The sequence below is a fragment of the Seonamhaeicola marinus genome, assembly GCF_008085455.1.
Genome location: NZ_VSDQ01000409.1, coordinates 62,732 through 84,221, shown reverse-complemented (window position 1 = coordinate 84,221; position 21,490 = coordinate 62,732). Strand labels below are relative to the sequence as shown.

The 21,490-nt window shown below is 33.3% G+C and carries 21 protein-coding genes and 1 tRNA gene; 12 read left to right on the top strand and 10 right to left on the bottom strand.

The genetic code is table 11. The features are described from left to right. Nucleotide 1 precedes the first annotated feature (1 nt). A complete protein-coding gene (gene nqrF / locus FUA24_RS05605) occupies nucleotides 2-1,312 on the top strand; it encodes an NADH:ubiquinone reductase (Na(+)-transporting) subunit F (protein ID WP_148540421.1) in 1,311 nt (436 codons plus the stop codon). Between the two features lie 80 nt (nucleotides 1,313-1,392). Here nqrF and FUA24_RS05600 read toward each other — a convergent pair whose 3' ends face one another. Further along, nucleotides 1,393-1,842 carry a Na(+)-translocating NADH-quinone reductase subunit F gene (locus tag FUA24_RS05600; RefSeq protein WP_148540419.1) on the bottom strand — a complete coding sequence of 150 codons (450 nt, stop codon included), beginning with the start codon at nucleotides 1,840-1,842 and terminating at the stop codon, nucleotides 1,393-1,395. A gap of 112 nt (nucleotides 1,843-1,954) precedes the next feature. Here FUA24_RS05600 and FUA24_RS05595 point away from each other — a divergent pair, with 112 nt between their 5' ends. Beyond that, a complete protein-coding gene (locus tag FUA24_RS05595; RefSeq protein WP_148540417.1) occupies nucleotides 1,955-2,824 on the top strand; it encodes a DUF4846 domain-containing protein in 870 nt (289 codons plus the stop codon). A 52-nt stretch (nucleotides 2,825-2,876) separates the two neighbouring features. On the opposite strand, the gene FUA24_RS05590 is transcribed toward FUA24_RS05595, so the two are convergent. Next, on the bottom strand, nucleotides 2,877-6,146 hold the full coding sequence (locus FUA24_RS05590; protein WP_148540415.1) for a S41 family peptidase: 3,270 nt from the start codon (nucleotides 6,144-6,146) through the stop codon (nucleotides 2,877-2,879). A gap of 208 nt (nucleotides 6,147-6,354) precedes the next feature. Then, nucleotides 6,355-7,794: an SLC13 family permease gene (locus tag FUA24_RS05585; protein ID WP_148540413.1), complete on the bottom strand. Its 1,440-nt coding sequence runs from the start codon at nucleotides 7,792-7,794 to the stop codon at nucleotides 6,355-6,357. A 76-nt stretch (nucleotides 7,795-7,870) separates the two neighbouring features. Between FUA24_RS05585 and FUA24_RS05580 the strand changes: the two genes are divergently transcribed. Together FUA24_RS05580 and FUA24_RS05575 are read left to right on the top strand one after the other, a co-directional pair. Beyond that, entirely contained in the window at nucleotides 7,871-8,248 is a 378-nt protein-coding gene (locus FUA24_RS05580) for a Na(+)-translocating NADH-quinone reductase subunit F (protein WP_148540411.1), read from the top strand. 2 nt (nucleotides 8,249-8,250) lie between these two features. Continuing rightward, on the top strand, nucleotides 8,251-9,228 hold the full coding sequence (locus FUA24_RS05575; protein ID WP_148540409.1) for an FAD:protein FMN transferase: 978 nt from the start codon (nucleotides 8,251-8,253) through the stop codon (nucleotides 9,226-9,228). On the opposite strand, the gene FUA24_RS05570 is transcribed toward FUA24_RS05575, so the two are convergent. The 5 genes from FUA24_RS05570 to gpmI form a co-directional block, all read right to left on the bottom strand. Continuing rightward, nucleotides 9,225-9,593 carry a DUF423 domain-containing protein gene (locus tag FUA24_RS05570; RefSeq protein ID WP_148540407.1) on the bottom strand — a complete coding sequence of 123 codons (369 nt, stop codon included), beginning with the start codon at nucleotides 9,591-9,593 and terminating at the stop codon, nucleotides 9,225-9,227. The genes FUA24_RS05575 and FUA24_RS05570 overlap by 4 nt on opposite strands. 1 nt (nucleotide 9,594) lies before the next feature. After that, on the bottom strand, nucleotides 9,595-10,359 hold the full coding sequence (locus FUA24_RS05565) for a class I SAM-dependent methyltransferase (RefSeq protein WP_148540405.1): 765 nt from the start codon (nucleotides 10,357-10,359) through the stop codon (nucleotides 9,595-9,597). A 2-nt stretch (nucleotides 10,360-10,361) separates the two neighbouring features. Further along, nucleotides 10,362-11,180 (bottom strand): type I methionyl aminopeptidase, encoded by an 819-nt coding sequence (gene map, locus FUA24_RS05560; protein ID WP_148540403.1) that lies wholly within the window; start codon nucleotides 11,178-11,180, stop codon nucleotides 10,362-10,364. A 68-nt stretch (nucleotides 11,181-11,248) separates the two neighbouring features. Then, a complete protein-coding gene (locus tag FUA24_RS05555) occupies nucleotides 11,249-11,653 on the bottom strand; it encodes a BT0820 family HAD-type phosphatase (RefSeq protein WP_148540401.1) in 405 nt (134 codons plus the stop codon). 170 nt (nucleotides 11,654-11,823) lie between these two features. After that, the gene (gene gpmI / locus FUA24_RS05550) at nucleotides 11,824-13,338 is read right to left on the bottom strand and encodes a 2,3-bisphosphoglycerate-independent phosphoglycerate mutase (protein ID WP_148540399.1); all 1,515 of its coding nucleotides are present in this window, start codon (nucleotides 13,336-13,338) and stop codon (nucleotides 11,824-11,826) included. Between the two features lie 252 nt (nucleotides 13,339-13,590). Between gpmI and FUA24_RS05545 the strand changes: the two genes are divergently transcribed. Continuing rightward, the gene (locus FUA24_RS05545) at nucleotides 13,591-13,995 is read left to right on the top strand and encodes an ankyrin repeat domain-containing protein (RefSeq protein ID WP_148540397.1); all 405 of its coding nucleotides are present in this window, start codon (nucleotides 13,591-13,593) and stop codon (nucleotides 13,993-13,995) included. 71 nt (nucleotides 13,996-14,066) lie between these two features. Here the strand turns inward: FUA24_RS05545 and FUA24_RS05540 are convergent, their stop codons facing one another. Next, nucleotides 14,067-14,834, bottom strand: coding sequence for a M48 family metalloprotease (locus FUA24_RS05540; protein ID WP_148540395.1), 768 nt, complete (start codon nucleotides 14,832-14,834; stop codon nucleotides 14,067-14,069). Nucleotides 14,835-14,975: 141 nt separating this feature from the next. Between FUA24_RS05540 and FUA24_RS05535 the strand changes: the two genes are divergently transcribed. Both FUA24_RS05535 and FUA24_RS05530 read left to right on the top strand, forming a co-directional pair. Continuing rightward, nucleotides 14,976-15,410, top strand: coding sequence for a GNAT family N-acetyltransferase (locus FUA24_RS05535; protein WP_148540393.1), 435 nt, complete (start codon nucleotides 14,976-14,978; stop codon nucleotides 15,408-15,410). A gap of 43 nt (nucleotides 15,411-15,453) precedes the next feature. Beyond that, nucleotides 15,454-15,526: transfer RNA gene (locus FUA24_RS05530), tRNA-Gly, on the top strand. A 34-nt stretch (nucleotides 15,527-15,560) separates the two neighbouring features. On the opposite strand, the gene pepE is transcribed toward FUA24_RS05530, so the two are convergent. Next, nucleotides 15,561-16,268, bottom strand: coding sequence for a dipeptidase PepE (gene pepE, locus FUA24_RS05525; RefSeq protein ID WP_148540391.1), 708 nt, complete (start codon nucleotides 16,266-16,268; stop codon nucleotides 15,561-15,563). A 153-nt stretch (nucleotides 16,269-16,421) separates the two neighbouring features. Between pepE and FUA24_RS05520 the strand changes: the two genes are divergently transcribed. From FUA24_RS05520 to FUA24_RS05500, 5 genes are all read left to right on the top strand, one after another. Next, nucleotides 16,422-17,225: a carboxypeptidase-like regulatory domain-containing protein gene (locus FUA24_RS05520; protein ID WP_148540389.1), complete on the top strand. Its 804-nt coding sequence runs from the start codon at nucleotides 16,422-16,424 to the stop codon at nucleotides 17,223-17,225. Nucleotides 17,226-17,268: 43 nt separating this feature from the next. Beyond that, nucleotides 17,269-18,009 (top strand): carboxypeptidase-like regulatory domain-containing protein, encoded by a 741-nt coding sequence (locus FUA24_RS05515; protein WP_246146961.1) that lies wholly within the window; start codon nucleotides 17,269-17,271, stop codon nucleotides 18,007-18,009. Between the two features lie 56 nt (nucleotides 18,010-18,065). Continuing rightward, nucleotides 18,066-18,569 (top strand): DUF6702 family protein, encoded by a 504-nt coding sequence (locus FUA24_RS05510; RefSeq protein ID WP_148540385.1) that lies wholly within the window; start codon nucleotides 18,066-18,068, stop codon nucleotides 18,567-18,569. Between the two features lie 110 nt (nucleotides 18,570-18,679). Continuing rightward, nucleotides 18,680-20,998 carry a M1 family metallopeptidase gene (locus FUA24_RS05505; RefSeq protein ID WP_148540383.1) on the top strand — a complete coding sequence of 773 codons (2,319 nt, stop codon included), beginning with the start codon at nucleotides 18,680-18,682 and terminating at the stop codon, nucleotides 20,996-20,998. 86 nt (nucleotides 20,999-21,084) lie between these two features. After that, a complete protein-coding gene (locus tag FUA24_RS05500) occupies nucleotides 21,085-21,363 on the top strand; it encodes a Sec-independent protein translocase subunit TatA/TatB (protein ID WP_148540381.1) in 279 nt (92 codons plus the stop codon). Nucleotides 21,364-21,490 lie beyond the last annotated feature (127 nt).

Below are 21,490 nucleotides of genomic sequence, written 5' to 3'. Positions count from 1 at the left end.
CATGATATTATTAGCTAGTACAACAGGAACAATTGTAGCAACAGTAGCTGCGTTTTTAGTTTTAACGCTTGCTTTAGTTGGGTTGTTATTATTTGTAAAACAAAAATTAGCACCGTCTGGTCCTGTAAAGATTAAGATTAACGGTGAAAAAGAAATTGAAGTGCCATCTGGAGGTAGTTTATTATCTACTTTAGGTAATGAAAAAATCTTCTTACCATCTGCTTGTGGAGGTGGTGGTACTTGTATTCAATGTGAATGTCATGTTCATGATGGTGGAGGTGAAGCTTTACCAACTGAGACACCACATTTCACTAGAAAGGAATTACAACATGGAGCACGTTTAGCTTGTCAAGTAAAAGTTAAACAAGATATGGATATCAGTATTCCAGAGGAGGTATTTGGTATCAAAAAGTGGGAAGCTGTTGTTGTTAGAAATTATAACGTAGCATCATTTATTAAGGAGTTTGTTGTTGAAATTCCTGAAGATATGGGTTACAAAGCAGGAGGGTATATTCAAATTGAAATTCCTCCATGTGAAATAAAATATTCAGATATTGATATTACTGCACACCCAGAAGAGCATGAAACTCCAGATAAGTTTCAAGCAGAATGGGACAAATTTGGTCTTTGGCCACTAGTAATGAAAAATACTGAAACGGTAGAGCGTGCTTACTCTATGGCTTCTTACCCAGCAGAAGGAAGAGAAATTATGCTTAATGTACGTATTGCTACGCCACCATGGGATCGTGCTAAAAATGGTTGGATGGATGTAAATCCTGGTGTTGCATCATCTTATATCTTTAACTTAAAGAAAGGTGATAAATGTACTATTTCTGGACCTTACGGTGAGTTCTTTATTAATGAAAGTGAAGCTGAAATGTTATACGTAGGTGGTGGAGCAGGTATGGCACCAATGCGTTCGCATTTATACCACTTATTCAAAACTTTAGAAACAGGTAGAACTGTTACCTATTGGTATGGTGGACGTTCTAAACGTGAGTTATTCTACCTAGAGCATTTCTATGAGTTAGAACGTAAGTTTGACAACTTTAAGTTCTTCTTGGCCTTGTCTGAGCCTTTAGAGGAAGATAACTGGAAAGTGAAAAAAGACATTAATGACGCAGAAGGAGATGGTTTTGTTGGATTTATACACAATTGTGTAATCGATAATTATTTAAATCATCATGAAGCACCAGAAGATATAGAATTATATTTCTGTGGACCTCCATTAATGAATAAGGCCGTTCAGAAAATGGGAGAAGATTTTGGTATCCCTGATGAGAATATTAGATTTGATGACTTTGGAGGATAAGCATCCAAGTGTCATGCTGAACTTATTTCAGCGTCTTAATAAAAACAAAAAATCAACTCAATTTGAGTTGGTTTTTTGTTTTAATGAACTATATAATCGAATGTTGTTTTTTTGTATTTAAATAACTTCTGGTAATCCATAACATTCGGAATATTATCTATTTCGCATAAAAGTGAAATAGTGGCTGATAAACCATTAAACAATATATCATTGTCCGTTGGGTTCTCAGGTCTTTTGTTAGTGTGATTCAACGGAATTTGAAACCCACAAGCCTTTAAAAACGTAGCTTCTATTTGTAGTAATTCTAAAGGTGAGTATCCATTGAATTTTCTTCCTAAGGTTTGGTGCACCTTTCCAACATAATTCAAACTTAAATTACCATGATCATCGGAAAGATATTTCCAGCTATCTGTATTATCTAAAATATTACCCACAGCACATTGTTTACAACATTCTGGGTTTAAGGTATTATTATGAAAAGCAGTGTATAGTTTTTTTATTGCAGCTTCAAAACGAGAAGAGGTTTCCATATCAATTTATTTTAACCTTAAATTACAAAAAGATTGATAATCAATCATTAATTTTAACTAAATCTTTAAATAATAAACATACGAACAGGTATATGTTGTGCGTTGTGACTCTATGAAAAAACTTGTTTTATCCATCCTTTTTGTAACTACGCTTGCCTTTATTGCATTCCAAATAAAACCAATTAAGGATACAACTAAAACTATTATTTCATCAGTTAAACCAGTTAGCCTAATTAATAGTGATGGCTTAACGATAAAAACAAGGGTACAAACTCCCAAGGGATTTAAACGTGTAACTTATCCAAAAGGATCTTTTCAAGAGTACTTAAGGAATTACAAATTGAAAGCCTATGGTAGCAAGATTATTAATTATGATGGTTCCGAATACTATTGGCAACGCGGTCATATTGGAATTTTGGATATTCCAGTACCCAAAAACGGATTGCAACAATGTGCCGATGCCCTAATTAGAGTTAGAAGTGAATATTTATGGGATACTAATAGAAAGGATGACATTGGATTTAATTTCACTAGTGGTCATTATTGCTCATGGATTAAATATGCTGAGGGCTACCGACCCAAAATTAATGGTAATAAAGTAAGTTTTCATAAAACAGCTAACAAAGATGATTCTAAAGCTAATTTTTATAGGTATTTAAACTTAATTTATACATATTCCGGTACTTTATCACTTTATCATGAGTTACCCAAAATAGGAGATGTTAAAAATCTTAGAATAGGAGATATGCTTATTATCGGGGGAAGCCCCGGACATATTGTTATTATTTGTGATGAATCCACCAATGAGAAAGGAGATAAGTTATATATGCTATTTCAAGGTAATACGCCAGCGCAGAGCGTTCATTTGGTAAAGAATTTAGAAGATCATACTATTTCACCTTGGTATCATTTAGAAAAAGGAGCAATTATTCCGGTTTCCAATTATACTTTTTATGATTCGAAATTTGTAAGGTTTAAGTAAAAGAAATTAAAAACCCCAACAATATTATGTTGGGGTTTTTAGTGTTGTTAATTTAATTTCCTAAAGCTGGTGCAGAATATTTAGGTGGCGTTATGGTCTTTTTCCCTCCTAATTGTTTCATAAGTTCCTTAATTCCTTTTTCTAGTTGAGGATCTTTACCTGCCGAAAGCGATTTTGCATCCTGTCTTACTTTAATATCAGGTGCAATCCCAACATTTTCACCAATCCATTTATTATTAATAGGGTCAAATACAGCATTGTCTGGAGCTGTTAGACTTCCACCATCAATAAGCCTATAATGAACCGAAGATTTTACTAGTCCTCCCCATGTGCGCATGCCAATAAGTTTTCCGGCTTCTTGCTGTCTAAAAACCCATGGAAAAAAATCACCACCAGAACCTGCCATTTCGTTTATAAGTAAAACTTTTGGTCCTAAAATACCAGCGGGTAATTTCATTGGTTTTCCATTTGGTACTTCATTTGTTATACCTGCTCTTAGGCTTCTAGTCATTAAATCGACCATATAATCATCAAGTAGACCTCCTCCATTAAAGCGTTCATCTATTACGGCACCTTCTTTATCTTGTTGTGCAAAATAGTAGCGGTTAAAAGAGACATAACCTCCACCTCCAGTATTTGGCACCCATATATATGCTAATCTACCATTGGATAACTTATCAACTAATCGTCTATTGTCCTCAACCCAAGTTCTTTGCCTCAAAGAGTTTTCGCTTCTTATAGGTTTTACAATTTCTTTCCAAGAGCCTTTAAATTCTGGTTTAGAATTTATATGAAGAACCGTTTGTTTGTTTACAGTTCCGTCTAACAATTCATAAATATCACTATTTGCATTTGTTTCCGTTCCGTTAATACCAACAATATAATAGCCTTCTTTAATGTTTAAGCCAGGTGCATCTAATGGCCCATTTAAGCCAGGATTCCAACTTTCTGAAGTGTATATGCGTTTAATTTTCCAGCTGCTATTATCTACAACTAAATCAGCTCCCAGGAGTCCAACTTGATTTCGCTCTACCTGAGGAAAATCGCCGCCACCAACAAAGCTATGACCTACAGATAGTTCTCCATTCACTTGGTCTAAAACATAGGTTAAATCGGCTCTATGTTTAATATAAGGAACTAATGGAGCATACCTCTTATAAACTGTTTTCCAATTACGCCCATGCATGTTTGGGTCGTAAAAATAATCACGCTCATATCTCCAGGCTTCTTCAAACATTTGACCCCATTCTTGCGCGTAATTCAGTTTCATGGAGAGCTTCATTTTGATATTTTTTCCTCCTTTTCCAGAAGCACCAGCTGCATTAATTTTTTTAAGGCTACCAGTAACGCGTGCTAGCATATGTTTACCATTATTTGTTACGGATACTTGACTAGCTCCAGATAGAAACTCTTTTGATTTTTGATCTTTTAGTGTGAATTTATGAATAACAGCACCTCTACTATTAGGAATAGCTTCTCCAATAAAAGCAGAGCCTTTTGGTCCGGCTATAATGAATCGGTAAGATCTAGAAGGCATTGGTAATGATAGGATTCTCCTATTTAGACCCTCAAAATCAATTGTGATCTTTTTACTTTTATCCGTTTTTTCCTTTTTAGGAGATTCCTCTTTCTTTTCTTTTTTCTTGTCCTTACTTGGTTCTTTCTTTTCTTTTACATCTTCTTCATCACTTTTTGGTTTAAACGGAGAGGGGTCTTTTGCATTCAAATTAACCACATAAGCTGCGTAATTAGGTCTAGTTGTCATTGAACTCGTATTTGCCCAACCTGAACTAAGAGCCACGTCTGTACTTGCAAGAAAATAGAATTGTTTCATGTTTAAATCCCAAGCAGGAGAAAAGGAATCCGCAAATTCATCTGTTATAGGTGTTGTGGTATCTTTTTCCAAAGAATAGAAATACAGTCTTCTAAAATTATTATTACTAGACTTGGCATAAGCAATCCAATTAGAGTCTGGAGACCACTTTAATTGAATAGAGTTTCGTTCTAAATTGTTATTACCAACATCGATGGTTTTAATTTTTTTAGTTTCTAGGGTTACAACTCTTAATCTAACATCGTCATCTACAAAAGCAATATGTTTACCATCTGGGGACCAAGAAGGATTCCAAGCCATTTTAGATTCACCTATACTAATACGTTCTTTTTTTGATAAACCATCTTGAGAAGACAGCATTAGAGCGTAACCTTTTTTGTCTTCATCAGAAAACCATGCAATTTTATCTCCTTTTGGAGACCAAATTGGAGCTCTATCAGCAGTTCCTGAGCTTTGAGTAATATTTCGTGAATCTCCAAATTCTACAGGAACAGTAAAAATTTCACCTCTTGATTCTGCAATAAGACGTTTTCCATTAGGTGATAAAGAAACATATCTCGATGATCTAGATACATCTTCCCATTTGGTTTGTGCCCAAGGAAAATCTCCAATAACACTAATGTTTAACTTAGAGGATTTATTGTTTTCTAAGTTAAGGATATGAAGATAACCATCTCTTTCGTAGATAATTTTATTATTGTCTTCGGAAATTGATTTAATATCGGAACCTTTAAATTTTGTAACCTGATTGAGAGCTTTGGTTTTCGTATTATAGGACCAAATATTTGAAACTAAATCTCTATCAGATAAAAAATAAATAAGATCGTTTACCCAAATTGGCTGAATATCAGTAGTGTTTACATGAGGCAAAAGCTCTTCTTCATTAGCGTCTAAATCAAGAATAAAAAGAGGTGTGTTTTGTCCTCCACGATATGCTCGCCATTCAGAGTCCCATCTGCTTATTTTATCAATAACTATTTTTTTTCCGTTTGAAGAGAAAGCACCGTCATAGGCCCACTGTTTCGATATTAGCTTTGAAGGACCTCCCTTGGCAGGCACTTTCCATAATCTATTGTAGGGTCTAGGGGCTGTTTCTCTACCACTAGCATAAAGTACATGCTTACCGTCATTAGTCCAACCTCTTACACTTGCTCCACTAGGGTGCCATGTAAGTCTTGTAGCTTCACCACCTTTGGTTGAAACTATGTATACCGACATGCTTCCTGCTCTGTTAGAGTTAAAGGCAATCCATTTTCCATCTGGAGAAAAGTGAGGATTAGACTCAATAGCTGCTGTACTTGTTATTCTTTTGGCTTCTTCTGATGTTAAGGAAGAAATCCAAATGTCTCCACCATAAGTAAACACAACTTGGTCGCCGCTTAAGTCAGGTTGTCTTAAGAGTCGTGTACCTTGCGAGAAAATAAAATTGGAACTTAGTGTTAAAAGGAATACTAGAAAAAGGTTTCTAGAGTTGAATAAAAATTTCATGTTTTGTAATTGATTGATTGAATAGTTGTTTTTATTAGGTATATGTGTAATAAACTATATTAGTAGACTACTAATAATGAAAACAGTTACAGTCATTTTAAAAAAAAGTAGCCCTAGTTCACAAGTTAAATATTTTTTTATCAGTTAATTACGAATGGTATAATATTGGCAAAATATTAACAAAGACATTAGAGTGAGCTAATTAGCTCTAAAATATCAAAGGGACAATAAACTTAAAAACTATAATTAAAAGTATTACAGATATTAAGTTTAGAATAACACCAACTCTAGCCATTTGACTTACGCGAATAAACCCACTGGCAAAAACTATTGCATTTGGAGGTGTTGCCATGGGGAGCATAAAGGCACAACTACTTGCCATTGTAACTGGAATTAATAAATATAAAACAGGAATATCTAAACCTATTGCTATTCCAGCAACTACTGGGGCTAAAACAGCAACAAGTGCCACATTACTCATAAGTTCTGTCATAAATAGCATTAAGAAAATTAATAGTGAAGCCATCAATAAGATACTAATATTACTATTAGCTATTGAAGTGGCTACCACATCAACAATGCCACTAGAGGACATCCCTTTGGCTAATGCTAGACCTCCTCCAAACAGAATTAAAATTCCCCAAGCCAAACTTTGAGTATCCTTCCAAACAAGAATAAATTCTCCCTTTTTTAAGTTAAACGGAATAGTGAAAAGTGCCAAAGCACCAAAAATACTTATCATAGTATCAGAAAGTCCAAGATTAGGTAACATGGAATTTATTAGCGATCTGAATATCCATAGAGAAACGGTAACAGCAAATATTACTAGGACATGTTTTTCTCTAGAAGTTATTTTTCCAAGTTTCTCCAGCTCTTCTTTAATAATATTTTCTGAAGCTTTGAATTGCAATCCTGTATTTGGAAATAACCATTTTACCATTACCAAATAGATTATGGTTATGAGAATAATTGAAAAAGGCAGTCCTAAAATCATCCAGTTAAGAAATGAAATTTCAATATTATATTCGTTTTCTAAAAGTCCAATCAAAACTGAATTCGGAGGTGTACCAATTACGGTGGCAATTCCACCAGCATTTGCCGAAAAGGCAATACCTAACATTACGCTCAAAGCAAAATTTTGATCTTTTTTTGTGAAACCATCTTCATCATTAATCAAAAGTTGAATTACAGATAAGGCAATAGGTAACATTACAACAGTGCTTGCCGTATTGCTAATCCACATACTCATGAAAGCTGTTGCAATCATAAAACCAAGAATAACATTATTAGGAGTGGTTCCTGTTCTTTTAATAATGCTTAGAGCAATTCTTTTGTGCAGATTTACTTTTTCTAGGGCTAACGCCAAAACAAAGCCTCCAAAGAATAAAAAGACTATCGGGCTCCCATAATTGGCTCCAACTTCGGCCATCGGCATTACTTTAAATAAAGGGAATAGGAGTAAGGGTAATAATGCAGTAACCGAAATTGCTACGGCTTCAGTTATCCACCAACAAACCATCCAAAAAGCCACTCCTAAAACTAGGTCGCCTTTTTCTGAAATTACTTCAAAAGATGTTATTTTAAACAGAATAAAAACTATTGGACCAAGGAATAATCCAATTTTCTTTGGTAAGTTGAATTTGTTCATTTAGTAAAGGTTACAACCATAAAAATAAACATTTTTGAACACTAGGTTTGCGAACTTTAAATACTATTTTTGCACTATGAGTAAAGCACTTACACCCCAAGAGCTACATAATTTAGCAATGAATCATGTTGGAAAGGATTTGGAGCAACGTGGTTTTGAATTTATTGCTATAAATAGCCAGTTAAAGAAACATCCGCAGTTTGTGTGTATGGATAAGAATAAACAATACTATTTTGTAATTGTTAAAGCTGTTTTACTACCAGATAATCCCAATAACTACGATGTAATTTGGATGGAAACTTTTAAAAAGCATGCCAGAGAAAAGGATGCTAAAGTTTTATATGCAGGTGTTGGTCTAGGAAATCCGAAAGGAGAGCAGCTTCCGCTTTATCTAAATGAAGACTATTTAATAGAATACAACGGTATACAGGTTGTTGAAACTAATTTAAATTAAATATGAAGAACGCCCTTTTCTTATGTTGTGTAATAGCATTTTTTTCGTGTGAAAAAGAGCTACAAAACACAAAGTTATCTGGTGCTGTTTTTGGGACCTCGTATAATTTTATATATCATTCTGACGTGAATTATCAAAAGGAATTTGATAGTTTGTTTTATGTGTTAAATAAGTCTTTATCTACCTACCAAACCAATTCTGATATTTCTAAAATTAATAAAAATGAAGAGGTTGAAATCGATGATCATTTTATAAAGGTATATGATACATCAAAGGAGATTTTTGAACGCACTGAAGGTGCTTTAGATCCTACAATAGGAAATGTTGTTAATGCTTGGAGTTTTGGTGCTGAAGAAGCTATGAAAGATATAGATAGTATTAAAATTGATAGTTTAATGCGTTATGTTGGTTTCAATAAAACCAAAAGAAAAGATAGAATAATAGAAAAGGAACATCCCAATATTTACTTCGAATTTAACGCCCTTGCAAAGGGTTATGGTGTGGATGTTATCTCTGAGTTTTTGGAAAAGAAAGGTGTTGAAAATTATTTGGTTGAGATAGGTGGAGAAATTAGAGCCAAGGGAAAAAACGTTGAAAAAAAATCGCCATGGAAAGTAGGTGTTGAACGACCTCATTTTGATGGAAATCAGTCAATTTTAAAAGCAATACGTATTAAGGATGCGGCTATGGCTACATCTGGGACCTATAGGAAGTTTAAAGTTGATAAAGATGGAAATAGGTATTCTCATATCATTGATACAAAAACGGGCTTTTCTAGCAAAACGAATTTGTTAAGTATCTCTGTTATTGCAGCGGATTGTATGACAGCCGATGCTTATGCAACAGCTTTTAAGACTATGGGAATTGAAAAGGTAAAGGCTTTTTTAAAAGAACACCCAGAATTAAAAGTGTTTTTAATTTTTGAGAATACCAATAAAGAATTTGAGACTTTGGCTTTAAATGGATTTCCAGAGTCTTAGAATTGATTGATTATTATAAGTAACCAGCCAATAACAAACAACAAACCACCAATTGGGGTAATAGGGCCTAAAAACCTAAGTTTTTTTCCTTTGGCATCAGATAAAACTAAACCGTATATACTGAAGGAAAACAATAAAATTCCTAATGTAAAGCACCAGTAAATTGCAGTTGAAGCAAATTTGATATTAAAGCCCAGAATCAATAATACAATGGCATGATACATTTGGTATTTTACTCCAGTTTCAAAACTTTTAAGTTGTTCCTCATTTAGTACCTTTTTCAAGGCATGAGCGCCAAAGGCTCCAAAAATTACTGAAAGCATGCCGTATATAGCTCCAGTTATTATAATTAGGTCTTGATTCATTTTATTTATGTACTAAAGGAATTATTTCACCTTTTGCTAGACAGTATTTCTTTATGTCTTCCTCTGTAAAATCCAGGGTGTAATCCACCTCCTCAACGTTAAAGCCTATACTACGTAATTTTTCAAAGTAGTCTCTACCGTAAACTCTAACATGATCATATTGTCCAAATATTTTTGCACGTTCCTTTTTATCAGTAATGCTATTATCTTCAAAAGTCTCAGCTCTATTTAAATCTTGAGGAATTTGAAAAACACCCCAACCACCAGGTTTCATAATTCTATAAAGTTCTTGCATGGCTTTAGTGTCATTTGGAATATGTTCCAAAACATGATTGCAGAAGATAACATCAAAAGCATTATCCTCAAAAGGTAGGTTACATATGTCCGCTTTAACATCAGCTAATGGAGAATTTAAATCGGTTGTGATATAATTTAAATTATGCATTTTTCTGAACCTTTTATAAAAAGCTTGCTCAGGAGCAAAGTGCAGTACTTTATTGGTAGATGAGAAGAAATCAGTTTCATTCTTCAAGTAAAGCCATAGTAGTCTGTGTCTTTCTAAAGATAGGGTTGAAGGCGATAACACATTTTCACGTTGATTTTCATATCCATATGATAAAAACGATTTAAAGCTTTTGCCATCAATAGGGTCTGTGAAATTGTTTCCTTTTAAAAAGAAAGCTATAATAGGTCTTATTAAATAGCTCAACCTAATTAGTAAAGGCCTAGGTATTAAGTTTAGAGCTATTTTAAAAAGGTTTTTCATTCTTAAAGAACTAAAGCCTTTTGTCTAAACTCATCTTCTTCATCGCTTTCAATCCCTAGAGCATCATATATATAAGCAAATGTTGAAAGAAGTTCAGGCTTGCCATCTACAAGAGCAACATCGTGTTCAAAATGAGCACTTGGTTTTTTATCTTGTGTGGTAATAGTCCAACCGTCTCTATGTTGTTTTATTCTATGCGTTCCCATATTAATCATAGGTTCAATAGCTACAACCATACCTTCCACAAATTTTTTACCTTTTCCACGCCTACCGTAATTAGGCATTTCAGGATCTTCATGCATTTTAGTGCCAAGTCCATGACCTACCAGCTCTCTAACAACACCATAACCATGAGCTTCGCAATAGTTTTGAATGGCATAACCAACGTCTCCAACTCTGTTATTGGCCTTAAACTCTCTTATACCTACGTAAAGCGATTCTTTGGTTACCTCCAGTAGTTTTTCTGTTTCTTTATCTATCTCGCCTACTGGAAAGGTATAGGCATGATCTCCGTAAAATCCGTTTTTTAAGGCGCCACAATCAATTGAAATAATATCACCTTCAACTAAAGGTGTGCCATTAGGAATGCCATGAACCACTTGTTCATTTGGGCTCATACATAGCGTGTTAGGAAAATCATATAAGCCTAAAAAACCAGGCTCTGCGCCATGATCTCTAATATGTTCTTCTGCAATTTTATCTAATTGTAGAGTTGTAACTCCAGGTTTAATTTCCTTAGCTAGTACGCCTAACGTTTTCGAAACTATTAGTGCGCTTTCGCGCATAAGTTCTATTTCTTCTCTAGTTTTTACTACTATCATGCTTCAAAAAATAAGTGCAAAGATACTAAAATACTTATGATTTATGAGTTAAGAAGAATTTAGCTTACTTACTTAAAAAGACCGAAAAAGCCCTTTTTCTTTTCAATTTTTGGAGGAGCGGTATTTGTAAGCTCTTGGTAAATCTCTCCCCAACCAGGAAATCCCCCAAAGTTTCTATCATCAATAAATAGATCGGCGTTTATTTTTCGGCTTACCTCGTTATGAAATTCTTCTTCTGGAAAACTATTGTTAACGGCGTAAAATTCTAGACCATTTTCTTTACAAAATTCAACAGCTTCATCCAGCTTTGTACCACATCTATAGGTCCACAGAATAAGCCTATGTCCTTTTTCCTGAAGCATTTTTAAGGTGTCAAATGCAAATAACTGCGGTTTACCAATTTTGGGATAGGCATCTTCAACGATGGTACCGTCAAAATCAACAGCGATTACTAACTGTTTTCCAAATTTCATTTATGTGTAGATTTGAATTTGTACAAAAGTACATTATTTTTTAATATGCTATTTATTAAGGAGTTACTGCGTAAAGTCTTTAAAAAAGCTAAAAAGTAAGCTGCTCTAATTCCTAACATAAAAAAGCCTACTTAAAAATAAGCAGGCTTTTAGTAAAGATTTATAATTTTTTAAATAAGAGAATGCTGTGTCATAGCTTCTGGTTGCTCAACTCCAATCAATTTAAGAATTGTAGGAGCCACATCACCTAGAACACCGCTTTGTATTTCTTTTAAATCATTGTCTATTAAGATAACGGGCACAGGATTTGTGGTATGCGCAGTATGAGGAGATCCATCTGGATTAATCATGGTTTCGCAATTACCATGGTCTGCAATTAATAAGGTTGTATAACCATTTTCTAAACCTGTTTCGATAACATCTTTAGCGCAAGCATCAACGGCTTCACAAGCTTTAATGGCAGCTTCCATAACACCTGTATGTCCAACCATATCGCCATTAGCAAAGTTTAAACACACAAAATCAGCTTCACCTTTTTGTAATTCCGGAACTAAAGCGTCACGTAATTCATAAGCGCTCATTTCAGGTTTTAAGTCATAAGTTGCAACCTTTGGTGAGTTTTTTAATATTCTAGATTCCCCTTCAAAAGGTGTTTCTTGCCCCCCTGAAAAGAAAAAGGTAACGTGTGGGTATTTTTCTGTCTCTGCAATCCTTATTTGCTTTTTCCCATTTTTGGCTAAAACTTCACCTAAGGTCTCTGAAATATTATCTTTATTAAAAATCACTTTAATACCTTCAAAATCATCACTGTAATTTGTAATGGTAACGTAATAAAGATCTAGTTTTTCAGTGTTATAATCAGGAAAGTCTTTCTGGTTTAGCATTTCTGTTAATTCACGACCTCTATCTGTTCTAAAGTTGTAAAAGATAACAACATCATCTTTTTGAACTTTAGCAACCGCTTCACCATTAGAATCAGTAACAATTAAAGGTTTAACAAATTCATCCGTTACGTCATTATCATAGTTAGCTTGTATAGCCTCTGAAGGATTTGTTGTTTTTTCTCCAACACCATTTACAATAGCATCATAGGCTAATTGCACGCGTTCCCAACGTTTGTCTCTATCCATAGCATAATAGCGTCCTGTAACCGTTGCAAGTTTGGTATTTGTGCCAGAAATATATTCTTCTAAATCTTCAATATAACCTTTTCCAGATTTAGGATCAACATCTCTACCGTCTGTAAACGCATGAACAAAAGAATTTACACCTGCTTTGTTAGCAGCATCAATAAATCCTTTTAAATGACTCGTATGCGCATGAACGCCTCCATCACTTAATAATCCTAAAAAGTGAACATTTTTATTATTGTCTGAAGCATATTTAAGTGCATCTATTAATACTTGTTCATCTTTTAAAGTATCTTTTTCAATAGCCAAATTAATCTTTGCTAAATCCTGATATACGATTCTTCCAGCACCAAGATTCATATGACCTACTTCACTATTTCCCATTTGCCCTTCAGGAAGTCCTACATGAAGACCGTCTGTTCTTAAGGTGGCATATGGATATTTAGTATAAAGAGAATCTATAAAATCAGTATTTGCATTATCTATTGCAGAAACTTTAGGATCTGGAGAATTTCCCCAACCATCAAGTATCATTAAGATGACTTTTTTGTTCATTTTTGTTAAATTTTTTTAGCAAGGCAAATATATGGAAGTTTGTTAAAATATTCAGTGTTTAAAACTCTGAAAATCCCTGTTTTTATAAGCTTTTACGGAAAATTTTTAAAGAAAACGTTTTCGTTAATGGTTTGTGAAATAAACGTTAAAAATCTGTTATAAAAATAATTTCATGTAACAAATTAAAAAAAATGTCGTCTCTTTAATATATCAAAAAGCGAATCATATTAATCAAACTTAAAATCTTTCATCATGAAAAAATCAATTATTACAACCGCGATTGCACTTTGTGTTTCAGTTATTTCTGTAAATGCCTTAAATTCAACACCTTCAATTACTACTGATAGTTCTTATGAGTATTTCTTTAAAGTGAATTCTTTTTGTGTTTCTATAGCTAAAGGGGATTTAGATACTGTAAAGAAATTAATCGAAAGAGGTGCAGACGTTAACGAAAGGTCTAACGGAATGACTCCAGCTATGTATGCTGCTAAATTTAATAGAGTAGATATCTTAAAATTACTAATTGACGAAGGTGCAAATTTAAAATTAAGATGTACTAGCAAGAATTATACAGCTGTTAAGTATGCTGAATTACATGGAGCAAAAGATGCTGCACAGTTAATTAAAGAAACGTTAAAGAAGAAAAAGAAAAAGTAATTATCATAAATTTTTAAATAATTATTTTGAGTTAGTCAGTTAAAAGCCTCGCATTGCGAGGCTTTTTAAATTTATTGACTTCTGTATTTTCTAATTGATTCTCTAATTTTGTCTATTCGATTTTCCGGATCAGGATGCGTACTTTGAAACTCTGGTCTTCTATTTGGACCAGCTGCAGCCTTCAAAATTTCCATGACACCGATCATTTCTTCGGGGTTATAGCCTGCATCAATCATAAATTTTACGCCTAAGTCGTCACTTTCCAATTCGTCTCCTCTTCCATTAGTTAGGAGTTTTTGTTGACCAATACCACTTACTAAACCGCCCATATCAGCACCAACAGATCCAGCAGTTGCTAAACCCTGCCAATACTCACTTTCTGCTATTCTTTCAGCACTGTGTCTACCTAATACATGTCCAATTTCATGTCCTAAAACACCTGCCAATTGATCTTCATTTTCCAATTTAGAGAACAAAGCATAGGTAATGAATATTTGGCCTCCTGGAAGTGCAAAAGCATTTATGGTTCTATCATCGTTTAACAAATGAAATTCATATCTGTAAGGTGTGTCTTTAGCAATACTACTATTTACCAGTTTATTACCAACGCTTTCAACTAAAGCTTGATATTGGGTGTTAGGATATAAACCTCCATGTTGTTGCGCCATTTGTGGTGCATTTTGAAGACCAATAGCAATTTCCTTGTCTGGTGTCATGGAAATAGTTTGAGTTCTTCCCGTATAAGGATTTACTTCCTGCTGATTACATCTTTTAATAAAGAAAAAAGCAGCAATAGCAAGACCAATTAACAGCCTGTATTTTAAATTTCTTCCTCTCATGTTAGTATAAATTAGGGTTTTAATTTACAAAATAAAGTTGTTCGTAATGTTAAATTTGGTTGTAAGTACTTTTTAGACCCTCTTTTAAGCAAAAGTCACTTATTTTTGATGTGTGGTAATTTGTACTAAAAAATTATAATAATGGCATATACTTTTGAAATTCTGGAAACAGAAAAAATAGAATTAGTTATTCCTTTAGTTTATAAATTAAATAATGGAAAAATTGATAAAGCTGTTTTAATGGAGCGCTTTTCTGATATGATAACTTATAATAATTACGAGTGTGCCGTAATATATGATGGCAGTAAACTAATTGGAGTTACTGGCTTATGGTTTTGTACAAGGCATTATTCTGGAAAAAGTGTGGAGCCAGATCATGTTTTTATAGATGAGAATTATAGAGGTAAAGGTCTAGGAAAGCAATTTTTTGAATGGATTTATAACTATGTGAAAGACAAGGGTTGTGAAGCTGTGGAGTTAAACACATATGTTTCTAATGCGGCATCTCATAAATTCTACTTTAACGAAGATTTTAAAATTTTAGGCTTTCATTTTTTAAAAAAACTTAAAAAATAGTTGTGCGTTAAGAAATAGGTTTTATATTTGCAACCGCAAAAAGGCGGGAGTAGCTCAGTTGGTAGAGCGTCAGCCTTCCAAGCTGAATGTCGCCGGTTCGAACCCGGTCTCCCGCTCTTAAAAAGCTTCATCCAAAAAGATGAAGCTTTTTTATTTTAAAGCACTTAGTTCTGTATCTGATTCTACTTCATAAGCCGTTTTATTAGCTTCGAATATTCTAGCAGATAAATGTCCCTTTAAAAGAATTGATTCGCCTTCAACTCTTAACCAACTTCCTTCTCTTAAGCCTATGACTGGTGGTGTATTAAATTTGTGAAACTCTTTAATTCTAGTTTCTCTAGTTTCTCCCATATGCGTACTATTTGTATCAGGATCTAGGTAATGTGGATTTATATTAAATGGAACAAATTTTAAAGCATCAAAACTAGGCGGATAAATAATAGGCATATCGTTTGTGGTTTTTATAGTAAGTCCGCAAATGTTGCTCCCTGCACTGGTTCCTAAATATGGCGTGCCGTTTTCAACAGCAAGTTTTAATATTTCGATCAAGTTATTTTTGTAAAGCATTGTGGTAAGAACAAAAGTATTGCCTCCTCCCACAAAAATACCTTTAGCATTTTTTACCGCTTCAATTGGGTTTTCAAACGTCTGAATACCGTTCGCCTTAATATTTATTTTATCAAAGGCTTTTTGTACAATTGCAGTGTAGTCTTCATGAGAAATACCACTTGGTCTTGCATATGGGATAAATAAAATTTCTTCAGTATCTTTAAAGAACAAGGTTAGTTCATCTAAAATATATTCTAAATAACCACTACCATGTATTGTAGAAGTGCTAGCAATAATTAAGTTTTTCATTTGTATTGGTTTTAATGCGCTAACGAAATTAAAAAGTTACATTTTACTTAGTAGGTAAAAGTAGTTAAATGTGTGTTTTAACAAAAGTTTAAAACCAGAATTGAATTAAATTAGAATAATAAAACCGAACTTTAAATTCTAAACCGACTATATATGAAGCATTTTGTTTTTTTCTTAGGATTATTCTTTGCCATATCAAGTGCACAAGCCCAAATTATATCAAGAGTACAAGTACATGGAAAAATTTATGCAGATGCTAATGATATAGAAGGAATTACTATTTTCAATTCATCTTCTAATGTTGGCACTATTACTAATGATAAAGGAGAATTTACCATAGATGTAGCGGTTAACGATGTTATTAAAATTTCTGCTATTCAATTTGAAGCAATAACCATAACTGTTAATGAAGATGCTGTAAACTCAAGACATTTGGGTATTCATTTGGTAGAGCAAATTCATAAACTAGATGCCGTATTATTGAGATCTGGACTTACTGGAGATATAAATAAAGATATTGATAATGTAAGCTATTTAAAACCTATAATTCTAGATATGGGAAGTATGAATGTTGATTTTGAATACAATGATGATAAGGCTTTTGATGCCCAAGCTGTTCAGAATGATTTAAGATCTAGAATAAGTAAGGGTGAACTATACAACGGTTTTGATGTTAAGAAAATATCCAGGTTAATTTTTGGTAAAAGAAATAAGAAATATAAGAAACCAGAATACTATGTTGTAGAGCAACCCTTGGAACTTGTTGACGTGTATTCGCATGAATACATTAGTAAAATGTTTGAAATACCATTAGATCAAGTTGAAGATTTTGTTGCATATGTAGACACGCAGGATTTAGACGAAGAATTGCTTAAAAAGGATAATGAGATTAAATGTTTACAGTTCTTATATGAAAAGAGTAGGCAATTTTTAAAGGCTCAGAATGACAAGAAGTAAAATCCTCTTTTTGTTTTTTCTTGTGGCTGTAAAAACAAACTTTTTGTTTTCACAGACAGTTGAAATTTCCGGAAAGGTAATTAGCAAAACAGATTTAGAAAATATTCATGTCATAAATAAAACGGCACAGGTTTTTACAATTACTAATGCCAGAGGAGAATTTACAATTACTGCAAAAGTTAATGATACACTTCAGTTTTCTTCTATCCAGTTAGGAATAAAAAGTATTGTTGTAAATAAAGGTGCAATAATTTCTAAAAAAATGTTGGTGCCGTTAGATGAACAAATTAATGAATTAGAAGAAGTTGTTGTTGGTAAAGTACTTACTGGCAATTTATTGTCAGATATTGAAAATGCCGATACAGATAGGCCGATTAATTTTTATGATGTGGGAATTCCAGGGTATAAAGGTAAGATTGCAACGCAAAGTGAGCGAAGATTGTTTGAAGCTAATGGACAAAAAATAAAGTGGTATACGCCTTTAACGGGGGCTATTCCATTAAATCCAATTTTAAATGGTATTTCTGGAAGAACTAAATTACTTAAGGAAAGGGTTAAATTGGAAAATGACAAAAACCTAATTCGAAAAATAAAATCTGAATTTTCGGAAGGCTTTTTTAGTAATCATCAATTAGAGGATGACTTAAAAGATGATTTTTTCTTCTTTTGTCAAGAGGACATTAATTTTACAGATCGGTGTAAAGGAAAATCGGATTTAGAAATACTAGAGTTTCTTAATGAAAAGTATAAGCACTATATAAAAAATCTTCAATCCACAGATTAACCTTTTGGAACACTTTTTGAATTCCCAATTATAATTACTTTAGCAAAAAATAATATATGAAGCCATCTAAGCTCTTTATCTTTCTTTTAGTACTACCATTATTTGCATTTAATAGCTGGCACAAATACTATATAAGTGTAACGGAAATAAATTATGTTCAAGAAAAGCAATCTGTTCAAATAATAACTCGAATTTTTATAGATGATTTTGAAAATTTATTGAGAGAACGCTATGATGATTCGATAACATTAGATGAAGAAAATGAATCTGCTACTACGAATATGTATATTACTAGGTATTTATCTGATAAATTAAAGATTAAGATAAATGGTAATGCATCTGTTTTTAAATTTATTGGAAAGAAATACGATCTAGATGTTATGAAATGTTACATTGAAATTGAAAATGTAGAAGACATTAAATCTATGGAAATTAGTAATAAGGTTTTATTTGATATGTTCGACGATCAGCAGAATATCATAAAAACAAAAATATATTCCAAACAAAAAAGTTTTGTTCTAACCGCTCATGACACCAAAGGGGTGTTAAATTTTAATTAAAATAAGTTAAAACCATCTTAAAATACTTATTTTCGTTCAGTTTAAAATTAGAAAGCTATTTTTTGTTATAAATAGCAATGTAAAATTGTAATAATCTCTAAAATTTGAAAATGGAAAAACTTAGGTATTACCTTCTCTCTTTAATTTTGGTTTCTGGAGTAACCTTTGCTCAAGAAAATGAAACAGAAAAAGAAAAGGAAGAAGTTAAAACAGGACACACTAACACAAATAAGTTTAAACAATTATACGATGAGTTTTCATCGCCAAACATGTATAGAGCTGCTTCTGGAGCTCCTGGTAGTGCTTATTACCAACAGCAAGCAGACTATAAAATGAATATAGTCTTAGACGATAAAAACGCCAAAATTTCTGGTTTTGAAACTATTACATATACAAACAATTCCCCAGATGTTTTAAAATATTTATGGGTACAATTAGATCAAAATCAAAGAGCAAAAGATTCTAAATCTCCTTTAATAGAAACAAGCGGATTACAACCTGTAATGAGACCAGGTCAGTTCACTTCAAAATTTATCAAAACACCTTTAGAAAGAGGGTTTAACATTGAACAAGTTACTGATGCCAGTGGTAAACCTTTACCACATATGATTAACAGAACTATGATGCGTGTTGAGTTACCAAAACCAATGGCTACTGGTGATAAGTTTTCATTTTCTATTAAATGGTGGTATAACGTAAACAATCATGTTGAAGAGGGTGGACGTTCAGGGTTTGAGTATTTTGAAAAAGATGGAAATAGATCTTATGTAATTGCTCAATTTTATCCAAGAATGGCTGTGTACAGTGATGTTGAAGGTTGGCAAAATTCGCAGTTTTGGGGTCGTGATGAGTTCGCGTTACCATTTGGCGATTTTGAAGTAGATATTACAGTACCAGCAGACCATATTTTAGATGGTACAGGTGTATTAGTTAACCGTAAAGAGGTGTTTTCTAAAGAAATGATGAAGCGCTATGAAGCGGCTAAAAAATCTTATGACAAACCAGTTGTTATTGTTACACAAGAAGAAGCTGAAGCAGCTGAAAAAGGATTTTCGGATAAAACGAAGACCTGGAAATTAAGAGCTAAGAACGTACGTGATTTTGGTTTCGCAACTTCAAGAAAGTTTATTTGGGATATGATGGCTGTAAAAATTGGAGGTAAAGATGTTATGGCAGTGTCACTGTACCCTAAAGAAGGGAATCCTCTTTGGGAAGAGTGGTCTACTAAAGCAGTGGCTAGTACGCTAGAATCTTATTCTAGAATGACTTTCGATTATCCTTACCATAAGGCAATTTCTGTTCATGCAAAAAGACAAGGAATGGAGTATCCAATGATTTGTTGGAACTATGGTAGACCAAAAGAAGACGGTACTTATAACGATCGTACAAAATATGGTATGATGGGGGTTATTATACATGAAGTTGGGCATAACTTTTTCCCTATGATTGTAAATAGTGATGAGCGCCAATGGACATGGATGGATGAAGGTTTAAATACATTTATGCAATACGTTGCAGAACAAGATTTTGGTGAGAAATACCCAGAAGCCTTGTCGCCACAGCATGAAAACTTCCCTTCAGATAGAGGTCCTGCAAAATTAATAGTACCATACATGGGCGGAAATCAAGATTTTATTGCGCCTATTATGACCAAAGGGCTTAATACATACCAATTTGGTAACAACGCTTATGGTAAACCGGCAACTGCTCTTAATATTTTACGTGAAACTGTAATGGGACGCGAATTATTCGATTATGCATTTAAAGAGTATGCAAAGCGATGGATGTTTAAACACCCAACTCCAGAAGATTTCTTTAGAACAATGGAAGATGCTTCTGCATTTGATTTAGATTGGTACTGGAGAGGATGGTTCTATACTACCGATTGGGTGGATATAGGAGTGAAGGATGTTAAAAAATTCTATGTATCCTCAGAACCTAATAAATACGTAAGAGATATTGCTGCGGAAAGAGGGTTAAAGTTAGAAGATTTACCACCTTTAGTGTATTTGGTTGAAGAGGATAGTGAAGACTTTAAAGAAAACATGAAGACATCTTCTCTTTTTGATAACTCTACGCCAATTAAGGAATATATAATGGACAATTTTACTCCAGAAGAGCAAAAATCTATTAAATCGCCTAACTACTTTTATAATGTTACTTTTGAAAAACCAGGAGGTTTGGTAATGCCAATTATTGTAGAGTATACTTATGCAGATGGCTCTAAGAAAACGGAAACATATCCTGCGCAGATTTGGAGATTAAATGACAACGAGATTACTAAAGCTATTGCTTCAGATAAAGAAATAGTAAATATAGTTGTAGATCCTAAATTGGAGACTGCAGATGTAGATACTACGAACAACGCTTGGCCAAAGAAAGTTGAGGAAAGTGAATTTGACCAGTTCAAAAACAAAATAAAAGGTTAAGAAAATAACTTTAAAAATTAAGCCGACTTTTTTAAGTCGGCTTTTTTTATTCTATAAACTGTCACTATATTTGTTTCGTGATTTCAATGTCTACATTTTTATTTATAAGCGGCCCAGAAATAGTACTAATACTATTTGTTGTGGTTATGGTTTTTGGTGCCGATAAACTACCTGAAATTGCTCGTGGTTTAGGTAAAGGTATGCGTACTCTTAAAGACGCTACTAACGATATTAAGCATGAAATAACGAAAAGTGCAGAAGAGCATGGTATCGATACAGATGTTACCAAAGACGTTAAAAAAGAACTGGATAAAGTAAAAGATGATTTAGAAGATTTTACTGGTTCTATTAAGCGTAAGTTTTAGTCCGTTTTTGTAATTCATCGATTTTAATTTCCTTTTAAATGCTGTTTTATGTATTTCATCGAGGTTTTTGATGAATTTTTCAAACATGTTTTTGCATTTCATCGAATAACTAAATTTGGTTTCCTAA